Origin of the sequence: Arsenophonus nasoniae DSM 15247, assembly GCF_000429565.1 — a bacterium.
Taxonomy (GTDB): Bacteria; Pseudomonadota; Gammaproteobacteria; order Enterobacterales; family Enterobacteriaceae; genus Arsenophonus; species Arsenophonus nasoniae.
Genome location: NZ_AUCC01000028.1, coordinates 1 through 20,667, shown reverse-complemented (window position 1 = coordinate 20,667; position 20,667 = coordinate 1). Strand labels below are relative to the sequence as shown.

General features: G+C 39.8%; 17 protein-coding genes and 2 pseudogenes. 13 read left to right on the top strand and 6 right to left on the bottom strand.

All coding sequences use genetic code 11. The features are described 5' to 3' along the window. Positions 1-87 precede the first annotated feature (87 nt). On the bottom strand, positions 88-1,005 hold the full coding sequence (locus G468_RS20150) for a DMT family transporter (RefSeq protein ID WP_034249556.1): 918 nt from the start codon (positions 1,003-1,005) through the stop codon (positions 88-90). A gap of 114 nt (positions 1,006-1,119) precedes the next feature. Between G468_RS20150 and G468_RS0108145 the strand changes: the two genes are divergently transcribed. From G468_RS0108145 to G468_RS0108095, 11 genes are all read left to right on the top strand, one after another. Beyond that, positions 1,120-1,917: an AraC family transcriptional regulator gene (locus G468_RS0108145; protein WP_026822711.1), complete on the top strand. Its 798-nt coding sequence runs from the start codon at positions 1,120-1,122 to the stop codon at positions 1,915-1,917. A gap of 98 nt (positions 1,918-2,015) precedes the next feature. After that, complete coding sequence (gene pdxB / locus G468_RS0108140; RefSeq protein ID WP_026822710.1) at positions 2,016-3,146, top strand: 4-phosphoerythronate dehydrogenase PdxB; 1,131 nt, start codon at positions 2,016-2,018, stop codon at positions 3,144-3,146. 31 nt (positions 3,147-3,177) lie between these two features. Beyond that, positions 3,178-4,188, top strand: coding sequence for an aspartate-semialdehyde dehydrogenase (locus G468_RS0108135; RefSeq protein WP_026822709.1), 1,011 nt, complete (start codon positions 3,178-3,180; stop codon positions 4,186-4,188). Further along, positions 4,188-5,003 (top strand): tRNA pseudouridine(38-40) synthase TruA, encoded by an 816-nt coding sequence (gene truA / locus G468_RS0108130; protein WP_026822708.1) that lies wholly within the window; start codon positions 4,188-4,190, stop codon positions 5,001-5,003. Before G468_RS0108135 ends, truA begins: the two co-directional genes overlap by 1 nt. 58 nt (positions 5,004-5,061) lie before the next feature. Further along, a complete protein-coding gene (locus G468_RS0108125) occupies positions 5,062-5,739 on the top strand; it encodes a DedA family protein (RefSeq protein WP_026822707.1) in 678 nt (225 codons plus the stop codon). 113 nt (positions 5,740-5,852) lie between these two features. Continuing rightward, positions 5,853-6,806, top strand: a complete 954-nt coding sequence (accD, locus tag G468_RS0108120) for an acetyl-CoA carboxylase, carboxyltransferase subunit beta (protein ID WP_026822706.1) — start codon at positions 5,853-5,855, stop codon at positions 6,804-6,806. Positions 6,807-6,810: 4 nt separating this feature from the next. After that, positions 6,811-8,112 carry a bifunctional tetrahydrofolate synthase/dihydrofolate synthase gene (gene folC / locus G468_RS0108115; RefSeq protein WP_026822705.1) on the top strand — a complete coding sequence of 434 codons (1,302 nt, stop codon included), beginning with the start codon at positions 6,811-6,813 and terminating at the stop codon, positions 8,110-8,112. Beyond that, on the top strand, positions 8,102-8,719 hold the full coding sequence (gene dedD, locus G468_RS0108110) for a cell division protein DedD (RefSeq protein WP_026822704.1): 618 nt from the start codon (positions 8,102-8,104) through the stop codon (positions 8,717-8,719). The genes folC and dedD overlap by 11 nt, the downstream gene beginning before the upstream one ends. A gap of 191 nt (positions 8,720-8,910) precedes the next feature. Beyond that, a complete protein-coding gene (cvpA, locus tag G468_RS0108105) occupies positions 8,911-9,414 on the top strand; it encodes a colicin V production protein (protein ID WP_026822703.1) in 504 nt (167 codons plus the stop codon). 14 nt (positions 9,415-9,428) lie between these two features. Continuing rightward, a complete protein-coding gene (gene purF, locus G468_RS0108100) occupies positions 9,429-10,940 on the top strand; it encodes an amidophosphoribosyltransferase (protein WP_026822702.1) in 1,512 nt (503 codons plus the stop codon). A 95-nt stretch (positions 10,941-11,035) separates the two neighbouring features. Next, on the top strand, positions 11,036-11,608 hold the full coding sequence (locus G468_RS0108095) for a UbiX family flavin prenyltransferase (RefSeq protein WP_026822701.1): 573 nt from the start codon (positions 11,036-11,038) through the stop codon (positions 11,606-11,608). Here G468_RS0108095 and G468_RS20145 read toward each other — a convergent pair. Further along, positions 11,601-12,521, bottom strand: a pseudogene (locus G468_RS20145) (TIGR01777 family oxidoreductase). The gene G468_RS0108095 and the pseudogene G468_RS20145 sit on opposite strands and share 8 nt — an antisense overlap. Before the next feature lie 871 nt (positions 12,522-13,392). Between G468_RS20145 and yfcD the strand changes: the two are divergent. Both yfcD and G468_RS0108075 read left to right on the top strand, forming a co-directional pair. Continuing rightward, complete coding sequence (yfcD, locus tag G468_RS0108080; protein WP_026822700.1) at positions 13,393-13,947, top strand: NUDIX hydrolase YfcD; 555 nt, start codon at positions 13,393-13,395, stop codon at positions 13,945-13,947. Positions 13,948-14,276: 329 nt separating this feature from the next. Next, entirely contained in the window at positions 14,277-14,909 is a 633-nt protein-coding gene (locus tag G468_RS0108075; RefSeq protein WP_026822699.1) for a hypothetical protein, read from the top strand. Between the two features lie 238 nt (positions 14,910-15,147). Here G468_RS0108075 and G468_RS24680 read toward each other — a convergent pair whose 3' ends face one another. The 4 genes and pseudogenes from G468_RS24680 to G468_RS25085 form a co-directional block, all read right to left on the bottom strand. Further along, positions 15,148-15,963, bottom strand: coding sequence for an insecticidal toxin complex protein (locus G468_RS24680; protein WP_246067211.1), 816 nt, complete (start codon positions 15,961-15,963; stop codon positions 15,148-15,150). Further along, positions 15,929-19,606 (bottom strand): SpvB/TcaC N-terminal domain-containing protein, encoded by a 3,678-nt coding sequence (locus tag G468_RS20140; protein WP_051296996.1) that lies wholly within the window; start codon positions 19,604-19,606, stop codon positions 15,929-15,931. Before G468_RS20140 ends, G468_RS24680 begins: the two co-directional genes overlap by 35 nt. A gap of 53 nt (positions 19,607-19,659) precedes the next feature. Further along, positions 19,660-20,166 carry a Tc toxin subunit A-related protein gene (locus G468_RS25090; protein WP_276324666.1) on the bottom strand — a complete coding sequence of 169 codons (507 nt, stop codon included), beginning with the start codon at positions 20,164-20,166 and terminating at the stop codon, positions 19,660-19,662. A 21-nt stretch (positions 20,167-20,187) separates the two neighbouring features. Beyond that, positions 20,188-20,493: pseudogene (locus G468_RS25085) on the bottom strand (Tc toxin subunit A-related protein); the annotation flags it as partial. Positions 20,494-20,667: the final 174 nt, after the last annotated feature.

The window sequence follows — 20,667 nt, the reverse complement described above, 5'->3', positions numbered from 1 at the left end:
TTATTTTATCACGAAGAAATAATTACCTACTGATAATCAATCAGTAGGTTTTTTGTTATTTACAATATAACCAAGTGATTGAATAAGTTATTCTACTTTTTTATTAGCCTTAGAGCGGTGGTGATTAAAAAGTTGTGTTAATGGTGTGCGTAATTGCTGCGCTAAAATAACACCGAGTAACACAATGCCACCACCAATTAAATGGTAGCTGTGCATTTTTTCTTTTAAAAATAAAACCGCGATAATAGCCGTAAATACGGGTGCTAAATTCATAAATATTGAGGTTGTATTAGCGCCAAGACGAAACACACCTTGAATCCATAAATAGGGTGCAATCAGCGAGGCTGCAATACCGGCAAATAAGATCAAATTAATATTTGCTGCGGTAATTGCTACTGTTTTAGCCAGTAAAAAGTTAGGCAATAATAGCAACACGGCAAAACTAATCTGGATATAAAGTGATTGCCAATTCGGTAATGGGATCGCCCAGTGTTTGGTTAATACCCCATAGAGTGAATAAGAGAGAGCAGCGATAAACATCAGTAATTGCCCTCGATTAATTCCCTGGCTAAAAAATAGCATTGGCTCACCTTGACTGACAAGCCAGATAAGCCCCATTAAGGATAAGAGGCTACCTATCACAATACCAATAGTAGGAATAGTGCGTAGCACAAAAATGCTGAGTATCACCGTTAACAAAGGAATAACTGAATTTAATACCCCCATAAAGGTTGCACTAACTGTATGGGCAGCATAATAAGCCAAACTTTGGTAAAGAACCATGCCAAGGGCGCCTAATATAAACAGTTTCCAACCATATTGTCTTAGCACAGTGCGATTTTTAATTATCCCTTTGATCATAAAAGGGGTGAGTATTAAAAAGGCCAGTAACCATCGATAAAAGGAAATAGCCGCAGGATCAATAACATTTGCTGCGGCTTTACTTACCACTGCATTAATCGACCACAATAAAACCGCCAGCAGGGGGAAAAGAAAATTTTTCATTATTTAGTCATACTTATCTTCAGTTAACTATTTTTGCTATTTTAACATTGTCTGCTTTATTATATATATTTATAATCAGACAATTGATCCGCTCTTTCTGCCAACATTACTGGAATGAAGAAAATCAAATATATACATGAGCCAAATGTTGTTGAGCCAGAAACCATCGTTTTTCTTAATAATGAATGGTTAGGTGATACTGAGTGTAAATTACATCGCCATACCTTTGGCCAATTAATTTATGTGGTTAAAGGTGTTATTGAAATGCAAGTTGCTACCCAGCATTATATTGCACCTCCTGAATTCTGTATTTGGATCCCAAGCGGTGTTGAGCATGCCACTTACAATAAAAAAAGTGTTAAGTTTAATATTTTAGATATTTCTCACTCATTCAGTCATGTGCTGTGTAAAAAACCTTGTATTATTCGTCAAACGCCTATTTTTCATACTATATTATTAGATTTTTATGCGCGCGAGATAACCCAACCGCAGACGGTGGAAGATATTCGATTAGCCCATGTTTTGATTGATCAATTAAAACGTTCACCTATTCAAAAGACGTATTTACCCGCCAGTAAAGATAAATTTTTAGCCCCTATTTTAACGCAATTACAACAAAATCCGGCAGATAATACCGCTTTAGCGATATGGGCTAAGCGGGTTTATACCTCAGAACGTACCTTGTCACGTCGTTGTCAGCAGGAACTGGGAATGTCATTTAGTGAGTGGCGCCAGCGGTTACGTTTTTTACATGCCATAATGAAATTAGAGCAGGGTTACAGTGTCCAGCAGGTGGCTTTTGATGTAGGTTATAGTTCCGCATCCGCATTTATTACCATGTTTCAACAGATTTCAGGCACAACACCAGAGCGTTTTCGCCAAAAAAGTGACGGTGAGCAAACCAGTTGTTAGGATTTATATCATTAACATGGCAAAATAGCAGCTTGCTACCTGATCGAATAGTAAAAAGCGATCGGTTAATCTTGATAAATATAATTGGGCATAGATAAGTGAAAATATTGATTGATGAAAATATGCCTTACGCAACTCAATTGTTTGCAACATTGGGTGAAGTTAAGGCTGTTTCTGGGCGTTCAATCTCATCGTCACAGCTAGCAACAGCAGATGCTTTAATGGTGCGTTCTGTTACGCAAGTCAATGAAGCATTACTTAAACAGAGTAAGGTAAAATTTGTTGGTACTGCAACGGCCGGATTTGATCATGTTGATAAGCAATGGTTAGCGCAAGCTGGCATCGCTTTTTCTGCCGCACCGGGTTGTAATGCGACGGCGGTGGTAGAGTACGTTTTTTCAGCTTTGTTGTTACTGGCTGAACGTGATCGCTTTGATTTGCGAGAAAAGACAGTCGGTATTGTTGGGGTTGGTAATGTTGGCAGTCGTCTTAATGCGCGTTTAAAGGCCTGGGGCGTCAATACGTTACTTTGTGATCCGCCACGGGCGGCGGCTGCTGATAATAGCGAACAATTTTGGCCACTGGAAAAATTAGTTAGTCAGGCGGATATCTTAACTTTTCATACCCCTTTAAATAAATCTGGCTGCTATTCATCATATCATTTATTAAATGAAGAGTTGCTTGCTGCTATGCCAGCAGGACGTATTTTGCTAAATACTAGCCGTGGGGCTGTTATTGATAATCAGGCATTATTAAAAGCCTTAGAAAATGGTAAGAAAATCGACGTTATATTAGATGTTTGGGAACATGAGCCCTTTCTTTCCTTACCTTTGTTAGCCAAAACTCGCATTGGTACACCACATATTGCCGGCTATTCTCTGGAAGGTAAAGCGCGCGGTACTACCCAGATTTTTGCTGCATTTAGCCAGTTTTTAGGCCAAGTGGCGCAAATTGAGCTAGCAGATTTACTCCCTATTGCCGAGTTTAATGAAATTACCTTTCGCGGTGAATTAACCCAGGCAAATTTAAAACGTTTAGTGCATTTAGTTTATGATGTCCGTCGTGATGATGCATTATTAAGAAATGTTGCTCATCTCACTGGCCAGTTTGACCATTTACGCAAATATTATCCAGAACGCCGTGAATGGTCATCGCTAAAAGTGAGTTGTGATAATGTAGATGCCGCTAATACACTAAAAATGCTAGGCTTCGATAGTAAATTAATTTGATCAAATGCATAGAAGATTGGAGAAAACCAACATGACAGAAGGTTGGAGTATTGCATTATTAGGCGCAACAGGTGCGGTTGGTGAAGCCGTATTAAGTTTATTACAAGAGCGCCAGTTTCCAGTTGGTGAGTTATTTCTATTAGCCAGTGAAAATAGTGCCGGAGAAAGTATTCGTTTTAATGGCAAGCAGCACTCTGTCATAGATGCACAGTTATTTGATTGGGCACAGGCACAAATCGCTTTTTTTGTTGCCGGTAAAGAAGCGTCTGCTCGTTATGCAGAGCAAGCGGCACAAGAGGGCTGCATTGTCATTGATAGTAGTGGTTTATTTGCGCTGGAACCGGATATTCCATTAGTTGTACCTAATGTTAATCCCCATGTGCTGACTGATTATCGTAACCGTAATATTGTTGCCATTGCTGATAGTTATGTCAGTCAATTGTTAGTTGCCGTTAAACCGCTAATTAATGTTGCCGGTATTCATCATTTAATCTTAACTAATTTATGTTCAGTTTCTGTGCATGGCAAAAGTGCAGTGGATGAATTGGCCGGTCAAAGTGCCCGATTATTAAATGGCTTACCCGTTGATAATGAGCATTTTGCTAAACAGTTAGCATTTAATCTATTACCATTATTAAGTGATGTTGAAGGTTCGGTGCCGCAAGAGCGCTGTTTAGTTGATCAAGCGCGGAAAATTTTACAGAATGATGGATTATCGATAGTTGTCAGTTGCTTACAAGCGCCGGTTTTTTATGGTAATGCACAAGTGGTTCATGTGGAAACATTACGTCCAATAACCGTACAAGAAGCCTGGCAAGAAATTGCTCAATTTGATGATATTCAGCTGGTTGGCGAAGATGATTTTCCAACTCAGGTAACCGATGCTTCCGGTAGTGATCAATTAAGTATCGGTTGTATGCGTAATGATTATGGCGCACCTGAGATATTACAGTTTTGGTCGGTTGCCGATAATACCCGATTTGGTGGTGCTCGAATGTTACTAGAAACTGCGGAGCGATTAGTGCAGGAGCAATATTATTAATGTTGGAAAAGCAATCTCCTTTACCAATGTTTAAAATTGCGTTAGGCATTGAGTATGATGGTAGCCATTATTATGGTTGGCAGCGTCAACAACAGGTAAAAAGTATTCAAGCTTGTGTGGAGTCTGCGCTAACTAAAGTCGCGCATGAATCTATTCAAGTCTGTTGCGCTGGACGCACGGATGCAGGTGTCCATGCTACAGGCCAAGTGATCCATTTTGAAACGTCTGTGATACGTAAAGATTCAGCCTGGACGATGGGCGTTAATAGCCATTTACCCGCTGACATCGCCGTACGTTGGAGTAAAGACGTTGAGCCGGATTTTCATGCTCGTTTTAGTGCCACTGCGCGTCGATATCGTTATATTATTTTCAATCATCGATACCGACCAGCAATATTAGCCGCAGGCGTTACCCACTATCATGCACCTTTAGATGCTGAAAAAATGCATATTGCAGCGCAAGCATTGGTTGGCGAGCAGGATTTTACTTCATTTAGAGCTATTCAGTGTCAATCTAAATCGCCTTGGCGTAATATAAAGCATGTTCATGTCAACCGTTATGGTGACTATATTGTGGTTGATATCAAAGCTAATGCCTTTGTTCATCATATGGTTCGCAATATTGTTGGTAGTTTGCTGGCGATAGGGTGTGGTGTTCAGGATATTAACTGGATTGCCGAGCTTTTAGCATTGAAAGATAGAACCAAAGCGGCGGCAACTGCAAAAGCAGAAGGGCTTTATTTAGTTGCTGTCGATTATCCGTCAAAATATAAATTACCTAAAACGACCGTAGGACCGCTTTTTTTGCCAGAATAATGAATTTAATTTTGCGTTTATATAGGCAGTGTTAAAGTTGCCAACTATTGGATTTTTTATGGAACTTTTTACTTTTATTATTGATTTTATTATACACATCGATCTTCATTTAGCTGAGTTAGTGGCTAAGTATGGCATTTGGCTATATGCCATTTTATTTTTGATAGTATTTTGTGAAACTGGACTCATTGTTACGCTTTTTTTACCAGGTGACTCGTTATTATTTGTTGCTGGTGCATTGACGGCACTGGAGAGTAATGATTTAAACGTTCATTTAATGGTAATATTAATAATTATTGCTGCGATTATTGGTGATGCTGTTAATTATACTATTGGCCGCTTATTCGGCGAACGTCTATTTCGTAATCCCAATTCAAAAATTTTTCGCCGGATTTATTTAGAAAAAACGCACCAATTTTATGAAAAACATGGCGGTAAAGCGATTATTTTAGCTAGATTTATACCTATTATTAGAACGTTTGCTCCATTTGTCGCAGGGATGGGAAAAATGTCCTATCGGCATTTTGCTTTTTATAATGTGGCAGGGGCTTTATTATGGGTTCTATTATTTACTTATGCGGGTTACTTTTTTGGTGATTTGCCAATTGTTCAGCAGAATTTAAAATTATTAATTGTGGCAATTATTTTAATTTCTATTCTGCCGGCTATTATTGAGATTTGGTGCTATCGTCGAGCATCAATTAAAGAAAAACAGGTTGTTAAACCAAAAAAATAGATAGTCATTAGCAGGTTTGATCAGTTTTTTATCCACTATGCTTTGGCATTGTGGTTTAATGATTAACATAATAATGAGACTGATAATGTAATTTCAGACAGAAAGGTCTATTAATGAGCTGGATTGAAAAGATTCTTAATAAAAGCAATATTACCCAGACTCGCAAAGCGAGTATTCCTGAAGGGGTTTGGACAAAATGTGATAGCTGCGGTCAAGTGCTCTATCGTGCTGAATTAGAAAGTAATTTAGCCGTATGTCCAAAATGTGATCATCATATGCGTATTTCGGCTCGCCAACGTCTGGCTTCTTTTCTTGATGAAGCAACCACGGCAGAATTAGGTAGTGAATTAGAACCGAAAGATATTTTGAAATTTCGTGATTCAAAGAAATACAAAGATCGCATATCAGCGGCGCAAAAAGCGACACATGAAAAAGATGCTTTAATTGTGATGAAAGGCACTCTTAAAGGTATGCCAGTTATTGCGGCAGCTTTTGAATTTGCTTTTATGGGTGGCTCAATGGCTTCGGTTGTTGGTGCACGTTTTGTACGTGCGGTTGAGCAAGCACTGGAAGATAATTGTCCATTAGTCTGTTTTTCTGCCAGTGGTGGTGCTCGTATGCAAGAAGCATTAATGTCGTTGATGCAAATGGCAAAGACCAGTGCAGCACTGGCGAAGATGCAGGAGCGAGGGCTTCCCTATATTTCAGTACTTACCGATCCAACCATGGGCGGAGTATCAGCAAGCTTAGCCATGTTAGGGGATATTAATGTTGCTGAGCCGAAAGCGCTAATTGGCTTTGCCGGCCCACGGGTTATTGAGCAAACCGTACGTGAAAAATTGCCAGCAGGTTTCCAACGCAGTGAATTCCTGATTGAAAAGGGCGCGATTGATATGATTGTCAGACGGCCTGAAATGCGGGATAAATTAGCTGAAATACTGGCTATGTTAACTCATCAAACCGTTCAAGACGCAAGCCAAATGGATGTAATTACCTTAGTTGACGATGATCTGGAGCCACCCTATCGTGAGAAACCCGAAATTGACAACAAATCCGATCAAAAATGACAATATATCTGATCCTTTGATGATACCAGAGGCGACCTCTTCTTTAGCTAGCTGGTTAACTTATTTAACCAATCAGCATAATAAAATTATCGATATGGGGCTGGATCGGGTTGGTATTGTTGCTCGTCAACTGGATCTTTTACAACCGGCACCGAAAGTGGTTACGGTTGCAGGAACAAATGGTAAAGGAACTACCTGCCATACACTGGAAACTATTTTAATTGAAGCCGGATTAAAAGTCGGCGTTTATAGCTCTCCACACCTGCTGGATTATACTGAGCGTGTTAGGATCCAAGGTAAAACATTGCCTGAAGAGGAATTTTGCCGCGTTTTTGCTGCTATTGAATCTAAACGCGGCACAACAACCTTGACCTACTTTGAATATGGTACCTTAGCAGCTTTGCAATTATTTAAACAGGCTAAACTTGATGTAGTTATTTTAGAAGTCGGTTTAGGTGGACGATTAGATGCCACCAATATTGTGGATGCGAATATTGCAGCGATCACCAGCATTGCATTGGATCACATTGATTGGCTTGGTAATGATCGGGAACAGATTGGTTATCAAAAGGCCGGTATTTTTCGTTCAGGACGCTATGCGGTTGTGGGTGAACCCGATATGCCAAAGTCGATTAATGAGGTAGCTCAAGCATTGGGCGCAAAGTTATTTCGTTGTGGGGTAGATTGGCAATTTGAACCACAAAATGATCATTGGCATTGGCAATCCCATGAGCATGATTTTAAGCAGTTACCTTTGCCAAATGTCCCATTGGCTAATGCTGCAACAGCATTGGCAATTATTGATTGTTTAATCAAAGAGGGTGATGCCATTAGTCGGGCCATATCTTTGCAAGCGATTCAGCAGGGATTAATCAAGGCCAAATTACCCGGACGCTTTCAAATTATCTGTCAGCAACCATGTGTAATTTTAGATGTTGCGCATAACCCCCATGCAGCGGCTTATTTAGCCGATAGACTCTCTTGCTTGCCTAGGCAGAAAAATACTAAAGTTTATGCAGTTGTCGGTATGTTAGCCGATAAAGATATAAAAAGTACTTTATCTTATCTGGCTCCCCAGGTTGATAAATGGTATCTCGCTTCATTAAGTGAAATACGTGGCGCTGATGCTGCACAATTAGCACAATATGTTGATTCACCTTACCAATTTGATACGGTTAAAGATGCCTGGTTGCAAGCAATGAATGAAGCTAATGAACAGGATATAGTCGTGGTTTGTGGCTCATTTCATACTGTCGCTGAAGTGATGGAACTGCAGATAAAAGAGGAAAGCTTAAGTGGCCAGTAAGTTTCAAAACCGTTTAGTGGGAACGATTGTTATTGTTGCCATTGGGGTTATTGTATTACCGGTATTATTGGATGGGAACAAGAAATACAATGAAACTGAATTTGCAGCGATCCCTTTGGTGCCTAAAAGCAGCGATGAATATGAAATTGAACCTATTGCGCCAATTAATCCAAAACCACTAGTGACACCCTCAGAGAGCGCTGCACAAGCAATGATTTCTGAAGCTATTTCTGATTCAAAAGCCAAATTAGCAGATAGTCAGTCCACTCAACAGCAAGCAAAGTCAAAACCGGTAGCTAAAGTTGAAAAACCAGCGTTAGAGCCAGAACAAAGTACTAAGTCGAATGAGAAAAGCAAAGCACCACAGGGACGGGCTTATGTCATTCAGTTGGGCGTACTAAAAAATGCAGCAAAAGTGGAAGAGATTATTGCTAGATTACGTTTATCTGGCTATCAGGTCTACACTGAGCCATCATTACCCGTTAATGGTCAATTGACACGAATTTTTATTGGCCCAAATGCGTCGAAAGAAAAATTGCAGTCCAGTTTGTCGGAATTGAAAGATTTAACCGGCTTACAAGGTCAAATACGCAGTTATAAGCCTTAAAATGGGTATGTACTAATAGACAAAACATATTGATACTAATCGATTATATTAATTACTTACGCGGCGATCATGATTTATCTTTTCGCCGCAAATTTTTGCCGCTGTTCAGCAAAATATCTAACGCAAACGTTTTTGTTTTCTGCTAAAATGCGTTCGACCATGCTGAATGTTTAATTTCTTGGATTAAAATTATGGTTTGGATTGATTACGCTATTATTGCCATTATTGGTTTTTCTGCCTTGGTTAGTTTAATTCGTGGTTTTGTACGAGAAGCTTTATCATTGATTACCTGGGGTTGTGCTTTTTTTGTTGCTAGCCAATTTTATCCTTATCTGGCAACTTATTTGACTCGTTTCGACGACCCGCTGATCAAAGATGGTATTGCCATTGCGATCTTATTTATTGCAACGTTAATTGTAGGTGCTGTAGTCAATTATGTAATTAGTTCGTTAGTTGAGAAAACAGGATTATCAGGCACTGATCGGGTGTTAGGCGTCTGTTTTGGTGTATTGCGCGGTATATTAATTGTGTCGGCAATCTTGTTTTTCCTGGATACTTTTACACCCTTGCCAAAAAGTGAAGATTGGCAACGTTCTGAATTGATACCCCAATTTAGTCATATTATTAGATGGTTTTTTGATTATTTAAAAAATGCGTCAAGTTTTTTACCGGAAAATATCACTCCGCTTGGCTGATGAGGAAAAAGTTGATGTGCGGTATTGTCGGTATTGCTGGTTTCACACCAGTTAACCAATCAATTTATGATGCGCTAACAGTGCTTCAACATCGTGGGCAAGATGCTGCAGGTATTGCGACAATTGATGAAAATAAACAATTTCGTCTACGTAAGTCGAATGGCTTAGTAAAAGATGTGTTTGCCGCCCGCCATATGCTGCGCTTGCGGGGCAAAATGGGGATTGGCCATGTGCGTTACCCAACCGCAGGTAGTTGTAGCGCTTCCGAAGCGCAACCTTTTTATGTTAATTCACCTTTTGGCATTACATTGACCCATAATGGTAATTTGACTAATGCGCATGAATTAAGAAAAACGCTATTTGAAACGGCTCGTCGTCATGTAAATACTTCTTCTGATTCAGAAATTTTGCTCAATGTCTTGGCTCACGAACTCGATCAATTTGCTCATTTTCCGCTGAGTGCGGAAGATATTTTTAGCGCAATTGCGGCAATGCATAACAAAGTTCGTGGTGCTTATGCTTGTGTCGCAATGATTATTGGGCATGGTTTAGTGGCGTTTCGTGACCCGTTTGGTATTCGCCCTTTAGTGCTTGGCAAGCGCACATTGGAGGATGGCCAAAATGAGTATATGGTTGCTTCGGAAAGTGTCGCTTTAGATACCCTTGGTTTTGAATTTTTGCGTGATGTGGCACCAGGGGAAGCAATTTATATTACTGAACAGGGGCAACTTTTTTCCCGTCAATGTGCAGAAAATCCACAGCTAACCCCTTGTCTGTTTGAGTTTGTTTATTTAGCTAGACCCGATTCTTTTATTGATAAAATATCGGTTAATAAAGCTCGTTTGCGGATGGGGCAAAAGTTGGGCGCCAAAATTGCCCGCCAGTGGCAGGATTTGGATATTGATGTTGTGATCCCGATCCCTGAAACTTCTTGTGATAGTGCACTAGAAATTGCTTATATTTTGGGTAAACCTTATCGCCAAGGCTTTGTTAAAAACCGTTATGTAGGGCGCACTTTTATCATGCCGGGACAGCAAGAAAGACGTAAGTCGGTACGTCGTAAGCTCAATGTTAATCGGGCCGAATTCCGCGATAAAAATGTTTTATTAGTCGATGATTCTATTGTGCGCGGAACAACTTCTGAGCAGATTGTTGAGTTAGCACGTGAAGCAGGCGCAAAAAAGGTCTATTTTGCTTCGGCATCACCAGAAGTTCGTTTTCCCAATGTTTATGGTATTGATATGCTGTCAGCTAATGAGTTGATTGCTCATGGCCGTGAAGTCGATGAAATTTGTCAACTTATTGGTGCGGATGATTTAATTTTCCAGGATCTTTCTGATTTAATTGCTGCTGTTAGAGAGGAAAATCCAGATATTACTGCTTTTGAAAGTTCGGTCTTTAATGGTATTTATGTTACTAAAGATATTGATCAAGCTTATCTGGATTATCTGGAAAATCTCCGTAAGGATGATCAGTTAAAAGAACATAATGAAATTGAAAATTTAGAAATTTACAACGAAGGCTAATTTGTTGTTATATTTTGAATTAAGTTAGACTTCATCGGATATCGTTAAGTTTACAATCCTGAAGTCTATTTTATCGTTATTATTGAGCAAAAATGATGCAGAGAATAATTATCGGACTAACAGGTGCCAGTGGTGCGATTTACGGTATTCGCTTACTCGAGGTTTTACGTTCTGTTGCTGATATTGAAACCCATTTAATTGTTAGCTCGGCCGCCAAGCAGACATTAGCAATCGAAACCACTTATAGTCTACGTGATGTTCAAGCAATGGCTGATGTTGTTTATGATAATAGGGATATTGCTGCAGCCATTTCTTCTGGCTCATTTATTACCTCCGGTATGATTATTATGCCGTGTTCAATAAAAACCTTATCTGGCATTGCTAATAGTTACAACGATACGTTAATTGCGCGTGCGGCTGATGTGATTTTGAAAGAGAAGCGTAAATTAATATTAGGTGTCAGAGAAACACCTTTACACTTAGGCCATTTGAGATTAATGATGAATGTTATAGAGATTGGTGCGATAATTTTTCCACCGATGCCAGCTTTTTATCATCAGCCAGAAACAATACAGGATATTGTCGATCAAACTGTCAATCGCGTATTAGATCAATATGGTATCACATTACCCCAAACGTTGTTTACTCGTTGGCAGAATGCTAAGTAATTGTTTCTTCTGATGAAGTTAGCAGTAATGATTCTAACGCTTTTTTTAAGTCAACATAGTGAAATTTAAATCCAGCTTCTTCAAGCCGCTTTGGTATAGCTTGCTGTCCACTTAACATTAATGCGGCGGATTCTCCCATAATCGATTTAATAACAAATTCTGGCGTTCTAATCAGTGCTGGGCGATTAAGAACCTCAGCCAGGATGGCACTAAACTGGTCATTATGAACGGGATAAGGAGAAGTAATATTAAACGTGCCAGATAATGCAGGCGTCTCCAGTAGATAAATAATAGCATTGACCACATCATCAATATGAATCTAGGGAATATACTGTTTTCCTTTGCCTATTGGCCCGCCTAATCCGGCTTTAAATATCGGTAACAATTTCCTTAGCACCCCGCCTTCTTTTGCCAGCACGACTCCGGTTCGTAGCAAACAAACGCGAGTTTTGTCACTTTCGGCTTGTAATGCCAAGGATTCCCATTTTTTGCATAATTGGTTAGTGAATTCGGCATGGGGCATATCTGATTCAGTGACAACGGTTTGTCCCTGATCACCATAATAGCCAACTGCTGAGCCAGATATAAAAGTTTTTGCTGGTTTTTTGCTAGCCTTAATCAGTTGGCTTAAGCGTTCGGTCATTTTCCAGCGGCTTTCACATAGAATTATTTTTTGTTCTTTAGTCCAAGGTTTATTTGCAATTGGTTCACCGGCAAGGTTAATAATGGCATCAAAGCCATCGAGATTATCAATCTCGTTTAAGTTTGTCAGACAATCAACATGACGACCAAATAGGGTGTAAACTTTTTGACATGATCGGCTCAAGACGGTGATAGTGTGTGAATGTATCACAAGCTGTTGCACCAGCCGTGAGCCAATTAAACCTGTACTGCCAGTAATAAAAATCCGCATTATCACTCCGTGGTTTTCATTTACGCTATAAGTAACTATAGCATTGATATTTAAAGAAACAGCAGATAATTAGACGGTGATTATAATCAATAAACTGGCTAGAAAGATGGTAGCTAATTTATTGGTTAATAAAACTTCGCCAAATTAGGTTAATTGATATTATTGGCATTGCTAATATTGATTTTTAGTTAGTTTATTATTTAATTAAAACAAAAACAAATTAAATAATGAGTTATATAATGATTTTTTATTCATATGGCTGATGAGATTATTAAAACCATGCTAAAAATCATATTAGTTAAGTTTATTTATTTTAATTTTCATGAAAAGAGAATTATATTCATCAATAAATTCACTATGAAAAAATATGTTATTTTATAGATAGTTAATGTGTAAAATGAAATTAAATGGGTAATACCGATTTAATAATAGTCATATTTTTATTCATTACTATTGTTGTTGGTTGTTATTTATAAAAAATCAGAGTATAGATAAAAATAATTAATATTGAAATGGTTAATATATTCCAGTTATTTTCTAGCTTTTTATTTAGCGGCTAAAATGAGTCTATCTGGTTTTTATATTTTACTAAATTAGCGCTTATTATCATTTTATTAGAGGTTATAAAAATTAATCGTTGTGATTATATGCCTAAGTGGGTTGTTTATTTCATTTATCAACGACCATTAGCGTAAACGCTTTTGTATCTGCTAATAACAGACTATGATTATTTAAGCGGTAGTTAAAAATGTGGTGCGAAAAATGCGCAGATGGCTATTTAAGTTTGAGACTTGGTTTGCATCAAAATGTTGCTGAGTTTAGACTCAAGTAAATAGATTGATGACCACTTAATAGTGAGAAAGGTTTTAAGATGGGACAAGTAATAAGCGAAGTAGTTGATGCAGAATGGATTGATATTGTTGACGACAAAAATAAAGTCATTGCCCAGGCGACACGTCAGCAGATGAGAGCAGAGAATTTGCGTCATCGAGCGGCCTATATTATTGTGCATGATGGTATGGGCAAAATTTTGGTTCAACGTCGTACCAAGACGAAAGATATTTATCCTGGCTTACTAGACGCAACTGCGGGTGGAGTGGTAACCCGTGGTGAAGGTATGTTAGCTGCTGCAAGGCGAGAAGCAGAAGAAGAGTTGGGAATTGCCGACGTACCTTTTGCTGAGCATGGACTTTTTTATTATGAAACCCCTAAGTGTCGGGTATGGGGCGGCTTGTTTAGCTGTGTTAGTCATGGCCCTTTTGCTTTACAGGAAGCCGAAGTGGAATCGGTTTTTTGGTTGACGCCAGAAGAGATTAATACCCGTAATCATGAATTTACGCCCGATTCGCTAAAAGCCGTTTCACTTTGGTTAGCTCGCAATAATAATGAGTTGCAAAAGACTAAGTTGTGCCAGAAGGTTGATTAGCCATCAGCTAGCACTTATAAATCATGGTATAGCACCCTAGCGTTAAGCGTTACTCAGCCATAATTTATCAATTTTTATTAGTGATATTATAAGATTATATGGCAAGAAATTTTATGCTGTCCTTTCTACATACCAATAAAACTTGACGCTATAGTGGCTGTATCGGATATGCCACTCAGACACGTATTCTGATCCTAGGCGTCAAATTTTTGCATTCTTTTTTCAGTTATATTCGGATTATATTTTAGTTACGAGCTGTTTATATTTTGTTCATATTGATGATAGTATTGTCATACTGATAGTATGGTAAACAACAAGGATGTTGTCCTATGAAAGATAAAACAACGGCTATAATGATGTTGGCTGCTACAGTGATTACCGCTACTGCGCAAGCCAGTGAAATAAATATGTGGCGCGAACCAGCACCGATTGTCAAAGAAGGCAAATTTTTTTCTGTCATTCAAGACCGAGGAACTTTGCAAAAGGCGGTTAAAAGTAGTAATAACGAATTTCTTTTTTCAGAAAAAGGAGCAGGTGTTAAGCCGCTGGTACTCATTGGCTCACCGGTGGAGATTTTTGAATATCTCAAAAAAAATGAAACCTGTGGCATCGAAAACCATCTACAGGAAATCCCTGAAATATACATGGGTATCACAAGGTACATACCGCGCAAACGTTTTAGTGGACTTTTCCCGTTACAGGATTTTTTAGTTCAAACCCTTGCTCAGTTGCTTAAATTTGTACCAGTCGGGACAGTGATTACCGATGCAGCGGGTATTCCTGCGGATCTTAAAGAACTTTATAGCATTACAAATTCGCTTAAAAGTACAGAAAAATCCGCTGGTGATATACTCTACGTAAAATTTAGTTATCTTCCAGAAGATGGAATGCAAAAAATTGGTAGCCGTTCGGTTAGTTTTGGTCGTGTATTACATTTGATGCAGAATAAAAATTACCGCTAGAGTCTGTCAAAGTTGTGAAAATGGTGTTTATGGTTAGCAAAATGAAAATCCGTTTTTAGCTATTTTGACCTTAAATTTTGTTGCTAGAATCCCAGTAATAGTGAACAGTCTGATAGGAGGTTCCGTGCACACTGGTGCTAAAATGCCATTTCATCCATGAAAATCGCTTATTATCTGCTAAGTAATAGCATATTATCTTTTTTATTTTAGATAACATGCTATTGGTTTGAGTAAATGATTAATTGGTTAAATCTGCCGCAGTATCATTTTCATCTTCGCTGACAGTAAACCAGGGATAATATTGTTGGCGTCGCTCATAGCCTTTAGCGGTAACCGTTCGTATTTCCCGCCCTAACGGATCGTAATAGTGAGTGTCAGCATAGTAGTCATCACGGCCGCTATCATCAATAATATAATGCCAGCTATTACTAAAAAAAGGTTGATATTGGCGAACAACTAACCCCTTATTATCATATTCTACCCGGCCAGTGACTGCCCATCGTGTTGTAGTCGGTGCCTGTTTTGCTGCACCACGTTTATTTTTGGCTAGATTGCCAGCTTTAGTAACGATATAAGCATCACCCGCGGGTACCCGTAGTGCTGTTTGTAGGGATCGGCCAGCGCCATCGATAAAGTTAATTTGTTGTCGTTGCTGTTGTTGATCGTCAGGATAATAACGATCGGTGGTGACAGATAAAATATAGGGAGGTTGCCTTTCAGGATCATTTGCAAACAGTGTGTTATCTAACGCCGTTTTGTTATGACGTAACCAGCGTTGGTAACCAATAACATTGATATTACCTTTTTCATCAATAACCTGCTTATCGTCATAGGATGAATTTTTCACTATTGCGATAATCTCTTTTGTTGCCGGTTTCATCCATGCTTCTGGTGCATAGAAATAGAATTGGGCGACAGGTTGGGGTGATGGCATAGTCAATGCGGTATCAATGGAGTCAGGTGGAATAAAAGGCAACATCCGGTGGCGGAAATCCCGCCGGCTGTCCTTCTTCAGTACCTCAAATTCGACTAGAAGAGACGCGACCGAAGGCATCAAAATTGGCATAACTGATATTATCGTTAATATCTATAATCTGATAAGGTGTCAGAAAACGGTAATCATAATCGGCATGGGTAAAGTAGCCGGCAGCATCAGTTGTACTTACTATGCCACAGTAATAGGTATGCCATTGATAGTCGGTTGCGCCGGTTAATAATGAGTGTCGTTGAAGATAAGGGCAATAAAATCCTTCTGCACCATAATATTCACTATAGTTAAGTCGGGTTACCCAAATATTTTTATTTTCTTCCCCCGGACGTGGGAACAGGTATTCGGTTTTGACATATCCAGCATTGGTTAAATATTCTTCAATTTGCGCCTCAGATAGTACCGGCTCAAATGCGGCCAAACTCAGTTGATCAAACTCGGCTTGTTCAGTAAAGGCGACTAACGCTTGCAGGGTGGGGACCGATATTGGTGTATTTTCTCCACCCGCGAGGTAGTAAATTTTACTTTGTCCGGCGTACTCTCGTGGTGTATTTTCACTCAATATGCCATCGGGATTTAATAGGGATTCTAGCGAAAATCCTTCAGTTGGCACATCGCTGGCTGGCAAGGTAATCATATCTGTCCGTTGCTCATCAGCAATATTTAACCGCCATTGTTCTTGGGTTTTTAAATTGTGATAGCGGATTTGATTTTCGCTTATGCGTAATAGTTGTTGTTGTGGATCATAACTCTGCTCAAAGGCACCCTCTGGTAACCAGAGCGAAGGGGGTATTATACTGCCTGGTCGACGAGGATAATTGATGGCAACATTATGGATTAAGCTGCCGTTTTCATCAAAAGCTAGATTAACGTTTTGGCTAAAGAGTGGATCTTCAGCAATACGTTCATAATTGTAATCCCATTGTTCCAAAGACATTGGTGCCATGGCTAAGCCAGTTTTGGCGGTTGTGACAGCCGGAATTTGCCTAACTTGATAACGGTAATAGGTAACGCTGTAAGGATTTTCGGCGTCAGCGGCATGATCTAAACCATAAAGTTCACTGCGTAATGGACTGCCTTTTAATGATCGATAAGCCCAGAATTTTTGCTCTTCATCAGGCGAGCTGATTGGAATATCCTGACCTTGTTGATATTGGGTGAGGCGGGTATTACCGACTGGAAACGCCTGTTTATCCCCTTGCCAGTATTCGCTACTGAAAGACACTTCGTCATTGGTATTACCGATATGAAACCATTGGCGTAAAAGTGATGGCATACTACGTTGATCGGTATTGCCAGTTGCATCTTCGGTTGAATCGACAATATCGACGCGGCCAAATCCACGAAATTCGCGCTCGATACCATCATACATACCATGAAAATAATTAACACTTTGGCTAAAACAACTCATGGTAATTTCATCAAGCTGGTTAATTTTATTGAGCAGTTGGATGGGGAACGGCAGGTGACTGGCATAGCTTTTATTTTGTTGGATTGCTTGTTGTTTTTCATCCAACCAAAATTGGACAGAACTGCGATAGTAAAAACGGCTATCGGTACCACAATTATTATTTTGCCGATTAAGCAGGTAAGGTTTTTGACTGGCTAGATCATAACGCCAGTGTTGTTGTTGCATATGCGGTATGCTCAAGATCAAACTGGCGACGCCTAAGCCTTGAATATCCGCAATCCACAACTGACAAGTATCATCATAGGCCACACTGTTAGGTAGCGGTATGGTGAATGGTGCGGCGAAGCTATTGCCTGACTGATTCATGTAAATCAACAGGTGATCGGACATTAGATAAATAATATCGGTTGTACCTGAGCCGTCTAGATCGGCTAAATAGAGTTGTTTTGGATCAAAGCTTTCTTGCGGTTGTTGAAAACCGCTAAGCTGAATCGGGGCACCAAATAAACCTTGGCCAAGGTTAGGCCAGCAAGTCACTTCGTTATGGCGAATACTGACCAAATGTTGCTGGCCGGAACCTAATAGATCACTAAAGGCGACTAATTGGCGCTCATCTCTGCCAATAATCGGTAATGCTACTGATGGAGCTTGTGGGCAATTGACTGCCGTGGCAAAACTTTGTCGTTGATTAGCATAAAAACGCACGCTTTTCGGGCCTATGAGTGTAATGTCCGCTAATCCGGCACCGGTAATATCGGCAAATTGGGCTTGATTATTTTGTAATTCGGTAGGAATAGCTAGCAGTGGAATAAAGTCACTCCAGCTTCTATCTGGATGTTGGGCATAATAACCACTAATATTGATTTGGTTTACAAACCATTCCAGCCGTCCATCACCATTAATATCCATTAAAGTGCCACCATTGAGTAGGGTAGGTATATTAGGTAACTGTTGTGGTGGCGAATAAGTAATTTCATCGGTTTGTGATTGGCCACGTATCTGGTCACGATAGTACCAGGCATAATTATCTTGATATAGAATGCCGGCAATGCCTTCACCATACAGATCAACCAGATAGTACTGTTGTTGATCTTTCATGCTATTAAATTCGATTAAAGGTTGCCAATCTTGAGCGGGCGGTGGACCAAATAGTTGATAATCAAATTCAATCGGTGGTAACAATAGCGAATTATTTCCATCGTGGGCCAGTTGCCGGCAACGGATTAGCTGGCTAACGATGGCTTGTTGATCATAGTGTAACTGTAAACGACGAACCAGTGCAGGTGGTCTGTTTTCGTGAGGTAAATCTTGCAGTCGTTGCAGGTCATGAAACATTAATACTTGTTGGCATAGACGGCGAGTGCGAATTTCAAAGCCATACTCAAAACGTGAAAAAGGATCTTGTCGCATAGACCAAGCTTGTTGTGGTAGAAATTCAGGCGCTTGATCAGTCTGATTACTCCGCTCGCCATAATCCAATATTAGGTAAAATAACCAATCGGTTGGAGGCGGTATGGTGTCGGTTAAACTATACAGTGGCGCATAGGCGCTCAGGTTACCGTAACTTACCGTCGTTAAATATCGTTGTGCTGTAGCTGATGGATGTTGTAGCCGTTCCTGCTCAGAAGTTCCTTGGTCATTTTCCGCTTGATGTTGATATAAAATGTGCTCTCCGTTAGGTGAAACTGATTCTTCTAGTAACCATACGGCAATGTGTTGCTCTTCGTTAGGGTCAAAAATTCTGGCATTGGCCGATTTACCTAAACAGTGGATCTGCCCATCCGGTGAGTAAATCAACCAGAAAGGCATTTGACTGGATTGCGCCGCTACGGGTTGCCAGTATTCGACGCGTTCGGCGCCAGTTCCAATACGTGATTGATATTGGGTAATTTGATAGTTTTCGGTTAGTTTTATATTTTGCCAGCTATCTTTTTGATAACGAATAGGTTGGCCTGCTTGATCAACCGCTACAACCAGCACTTCATTATCTATGCCAATAAAGGTATCGTCTAGCTGATAAAGCGGCCGGCCGTGACTGGTTTGGCGCCGAATGCTAGGTAAGTCAATATTCCAGCCGATAGCAAAGGCACTGTTACCAGAGCCACTGTTATAATTTAAGTTCAATGAAGGTGCATAACCGCGGCCGCTGGAAATAGGTAAAGGTAGCGTAATATGCACCATACCATCAGGCCCTGGTGTGCCAACGGTTTCTCCCATGCCTTGTAAACTTCCGCCACCTTTCGGTAACGAAAGGGGCGTGATAGATAATTTATCTTGATTATTTGGATTATCTGGCATTTTAAACTCCCATAAGGCCCTAACGAAATTAATTAAACGATAGAAAATAGTGATTAACCATTATCACGAATGGTGTAACGAATATGTAAGATGATATCGGTCAGACTATTTAATAACGCTTTCTGTTTTTCGGTCGCATTCGGGAATTGTAAAATTAATCCTCCTTGATCTTCGATTGGGATCCCCTCAAAAGGCAGGTATTTACTGTCGTTAAAATCCAGTTGGAATTGGCCACTATCATTAACACCGCGAGAAATAGCGATGGCTTTGCAGCCATTACTGAGTTGTAGCGTACCTGTGTATTCCAGCACGGCTTGTATATCCTGATAAGGGCCAAGTAGCGCAGGTAATGACACACTAATTTGCTTGATACGTCGGACGTTACCGAGGTTAAGATCACTGGGGTAGTCATCCTGAATTTTTAAATCGGCAATTTTGATGGCGGCGGATAAGGTATTTTGATCCAGACTGACCTTATTGTCCTCATTACCAACTGGCCCACTACTTTCGCCATTAATCAGTTTACGAATAGTTTCCCGTAAATCAAATCCATCGGGCATATCCTGATAGAATTCAGCCAAAGAAATGGTACGGTCAACATCGAGTGCTCGGGCTTCCCATTGCAGATAAGCTTCTTCCATGGTAACTAAATTGAGCATCAAAGCTTCACCACACAATAAGCCGGCATAGGTACTTTGCCAGGCACCGGGTTTAATAAATTGGCTAGATTTTTGCGTTTCCCACTGGAATGAACTTTGTGCGCGTAAACAGCGAGCAATAACCAAATCATAGAATTGGAAATAGATAGCAGATAAGCGTCCGCGTAGCCAGTTATACAAGGCTTCATTAGTGAACTTGCTTTTCAACAAATTAAATTGGTCTAAGGTGTTGGTTTGTTGCGTTGCTAGATAGCTATATTGTCACCGATCATGCAAAACTGATCCACTAACGATCATCTAAAACTGATCCACTTGGTATTATTCGCACATTTTTGTACGGATAATTTATGTTAACCAAGGAGATATTTGTGGATATTCATGTTCGCTTTGCACAAGGACAAA

Excerpts from the sequence above, each read along its gene's own strand:
- G468_RS20150 (WP_034249556.1), bottom strand. The coding sequence starts at position 1,005 with ATGAAAAATTTTCTTTTCCCCCTGCTGGCGGTTTTATTGTGGTCGATT.
- G468_RS0108145 (WP_026822711.1), top strand. The coding sequence starts at position 1,120 with ATGAAGAAAATCAAATATATACATGAGCCAAATGTTGTTGAGCCAGAA.
- G468_RS0108135 (WP_026822709.1), top strand. The coding sequence starts at position 3,178 with ATGACAGAAGGTTGGAGTATTGCATTATTAGGCGCAACAGGTGCGGTT.
- truA (WP_026822708.1), top strand. The coding sequence starts at position 4,188 with ATGTTGGAAAAGCAATCTCCTTTACCAATGTTTAAAATTGCGTTAGGC.
- G468_RS0108125 (WP_026822707.1), top strand. The coding sequence starts at position 5,062 with ATGGAACTTTTTACTTTTATTATTGATTTTATTATACACATCGATCTT.
- accD (WP_026822706.1), top strand. The coding sequence starts at position 5,853 with ATGAGCTGGATTGAAAAGATTCTTAATAAAAGCAATATTACCCAGACT.
- cvpA (WP_026822703.1), top strand. The coding sequence starts at position 8,911 with ATGGTTTGGATTGATTACGCTATTATTGCCATTATTGGTTTTTCTGCC.
- purF (WP_026822702.1), top strand. The coding sequence starts at position 9,429 with ATGTGCGGTATTGTCGGTATTGCTGGTTTCACACCAGTTAACCAATCA.
- G468_RS0108095 (WP_026822701.1), top strand. The coding sequence starts at position 11,036 with ATGCAGAGAATAATTATCGGACTAACAGGTGCCAGTGGTGCGATTTAC.
- yfcD (WP_026822700.1), top strand. The coding sequence starts at position 13,393 with ATGGGACAAGTAATAAGCGAAGTAGTTGATGCAGAATGGATTGATATT.
- G468_RS0108075 (WP_026822699.1), top strand. The coding sequence starts at position 14,277 with ATGAAAGATAAAACAACGGCTATAATGATGTTGGCTGCTACAGTGATT.
- G468_RS24680 (WP_246067211.1), bottom strand. The coding sequence starts at position 15,963 with ATGCCTTCGGTCGCGTCTCTTCTAGTCGAATTTGAGGTACTGAAGAAG.
- G468_RS20140 (WP_051296996.1), bottom strand. The coding sequence starts at position 19,606 with ATGCCAGATAATCCAAATAATCAAGATAAATTATCTATCACGCCCCTT.
- G468_RS25090 (WP_276324666.1), bottom strand. The coding sequence starts at position 20,166 with ATGCCCGATGGATTTGATTTACGGGAAACTATTCGTAAACTGATTAAT.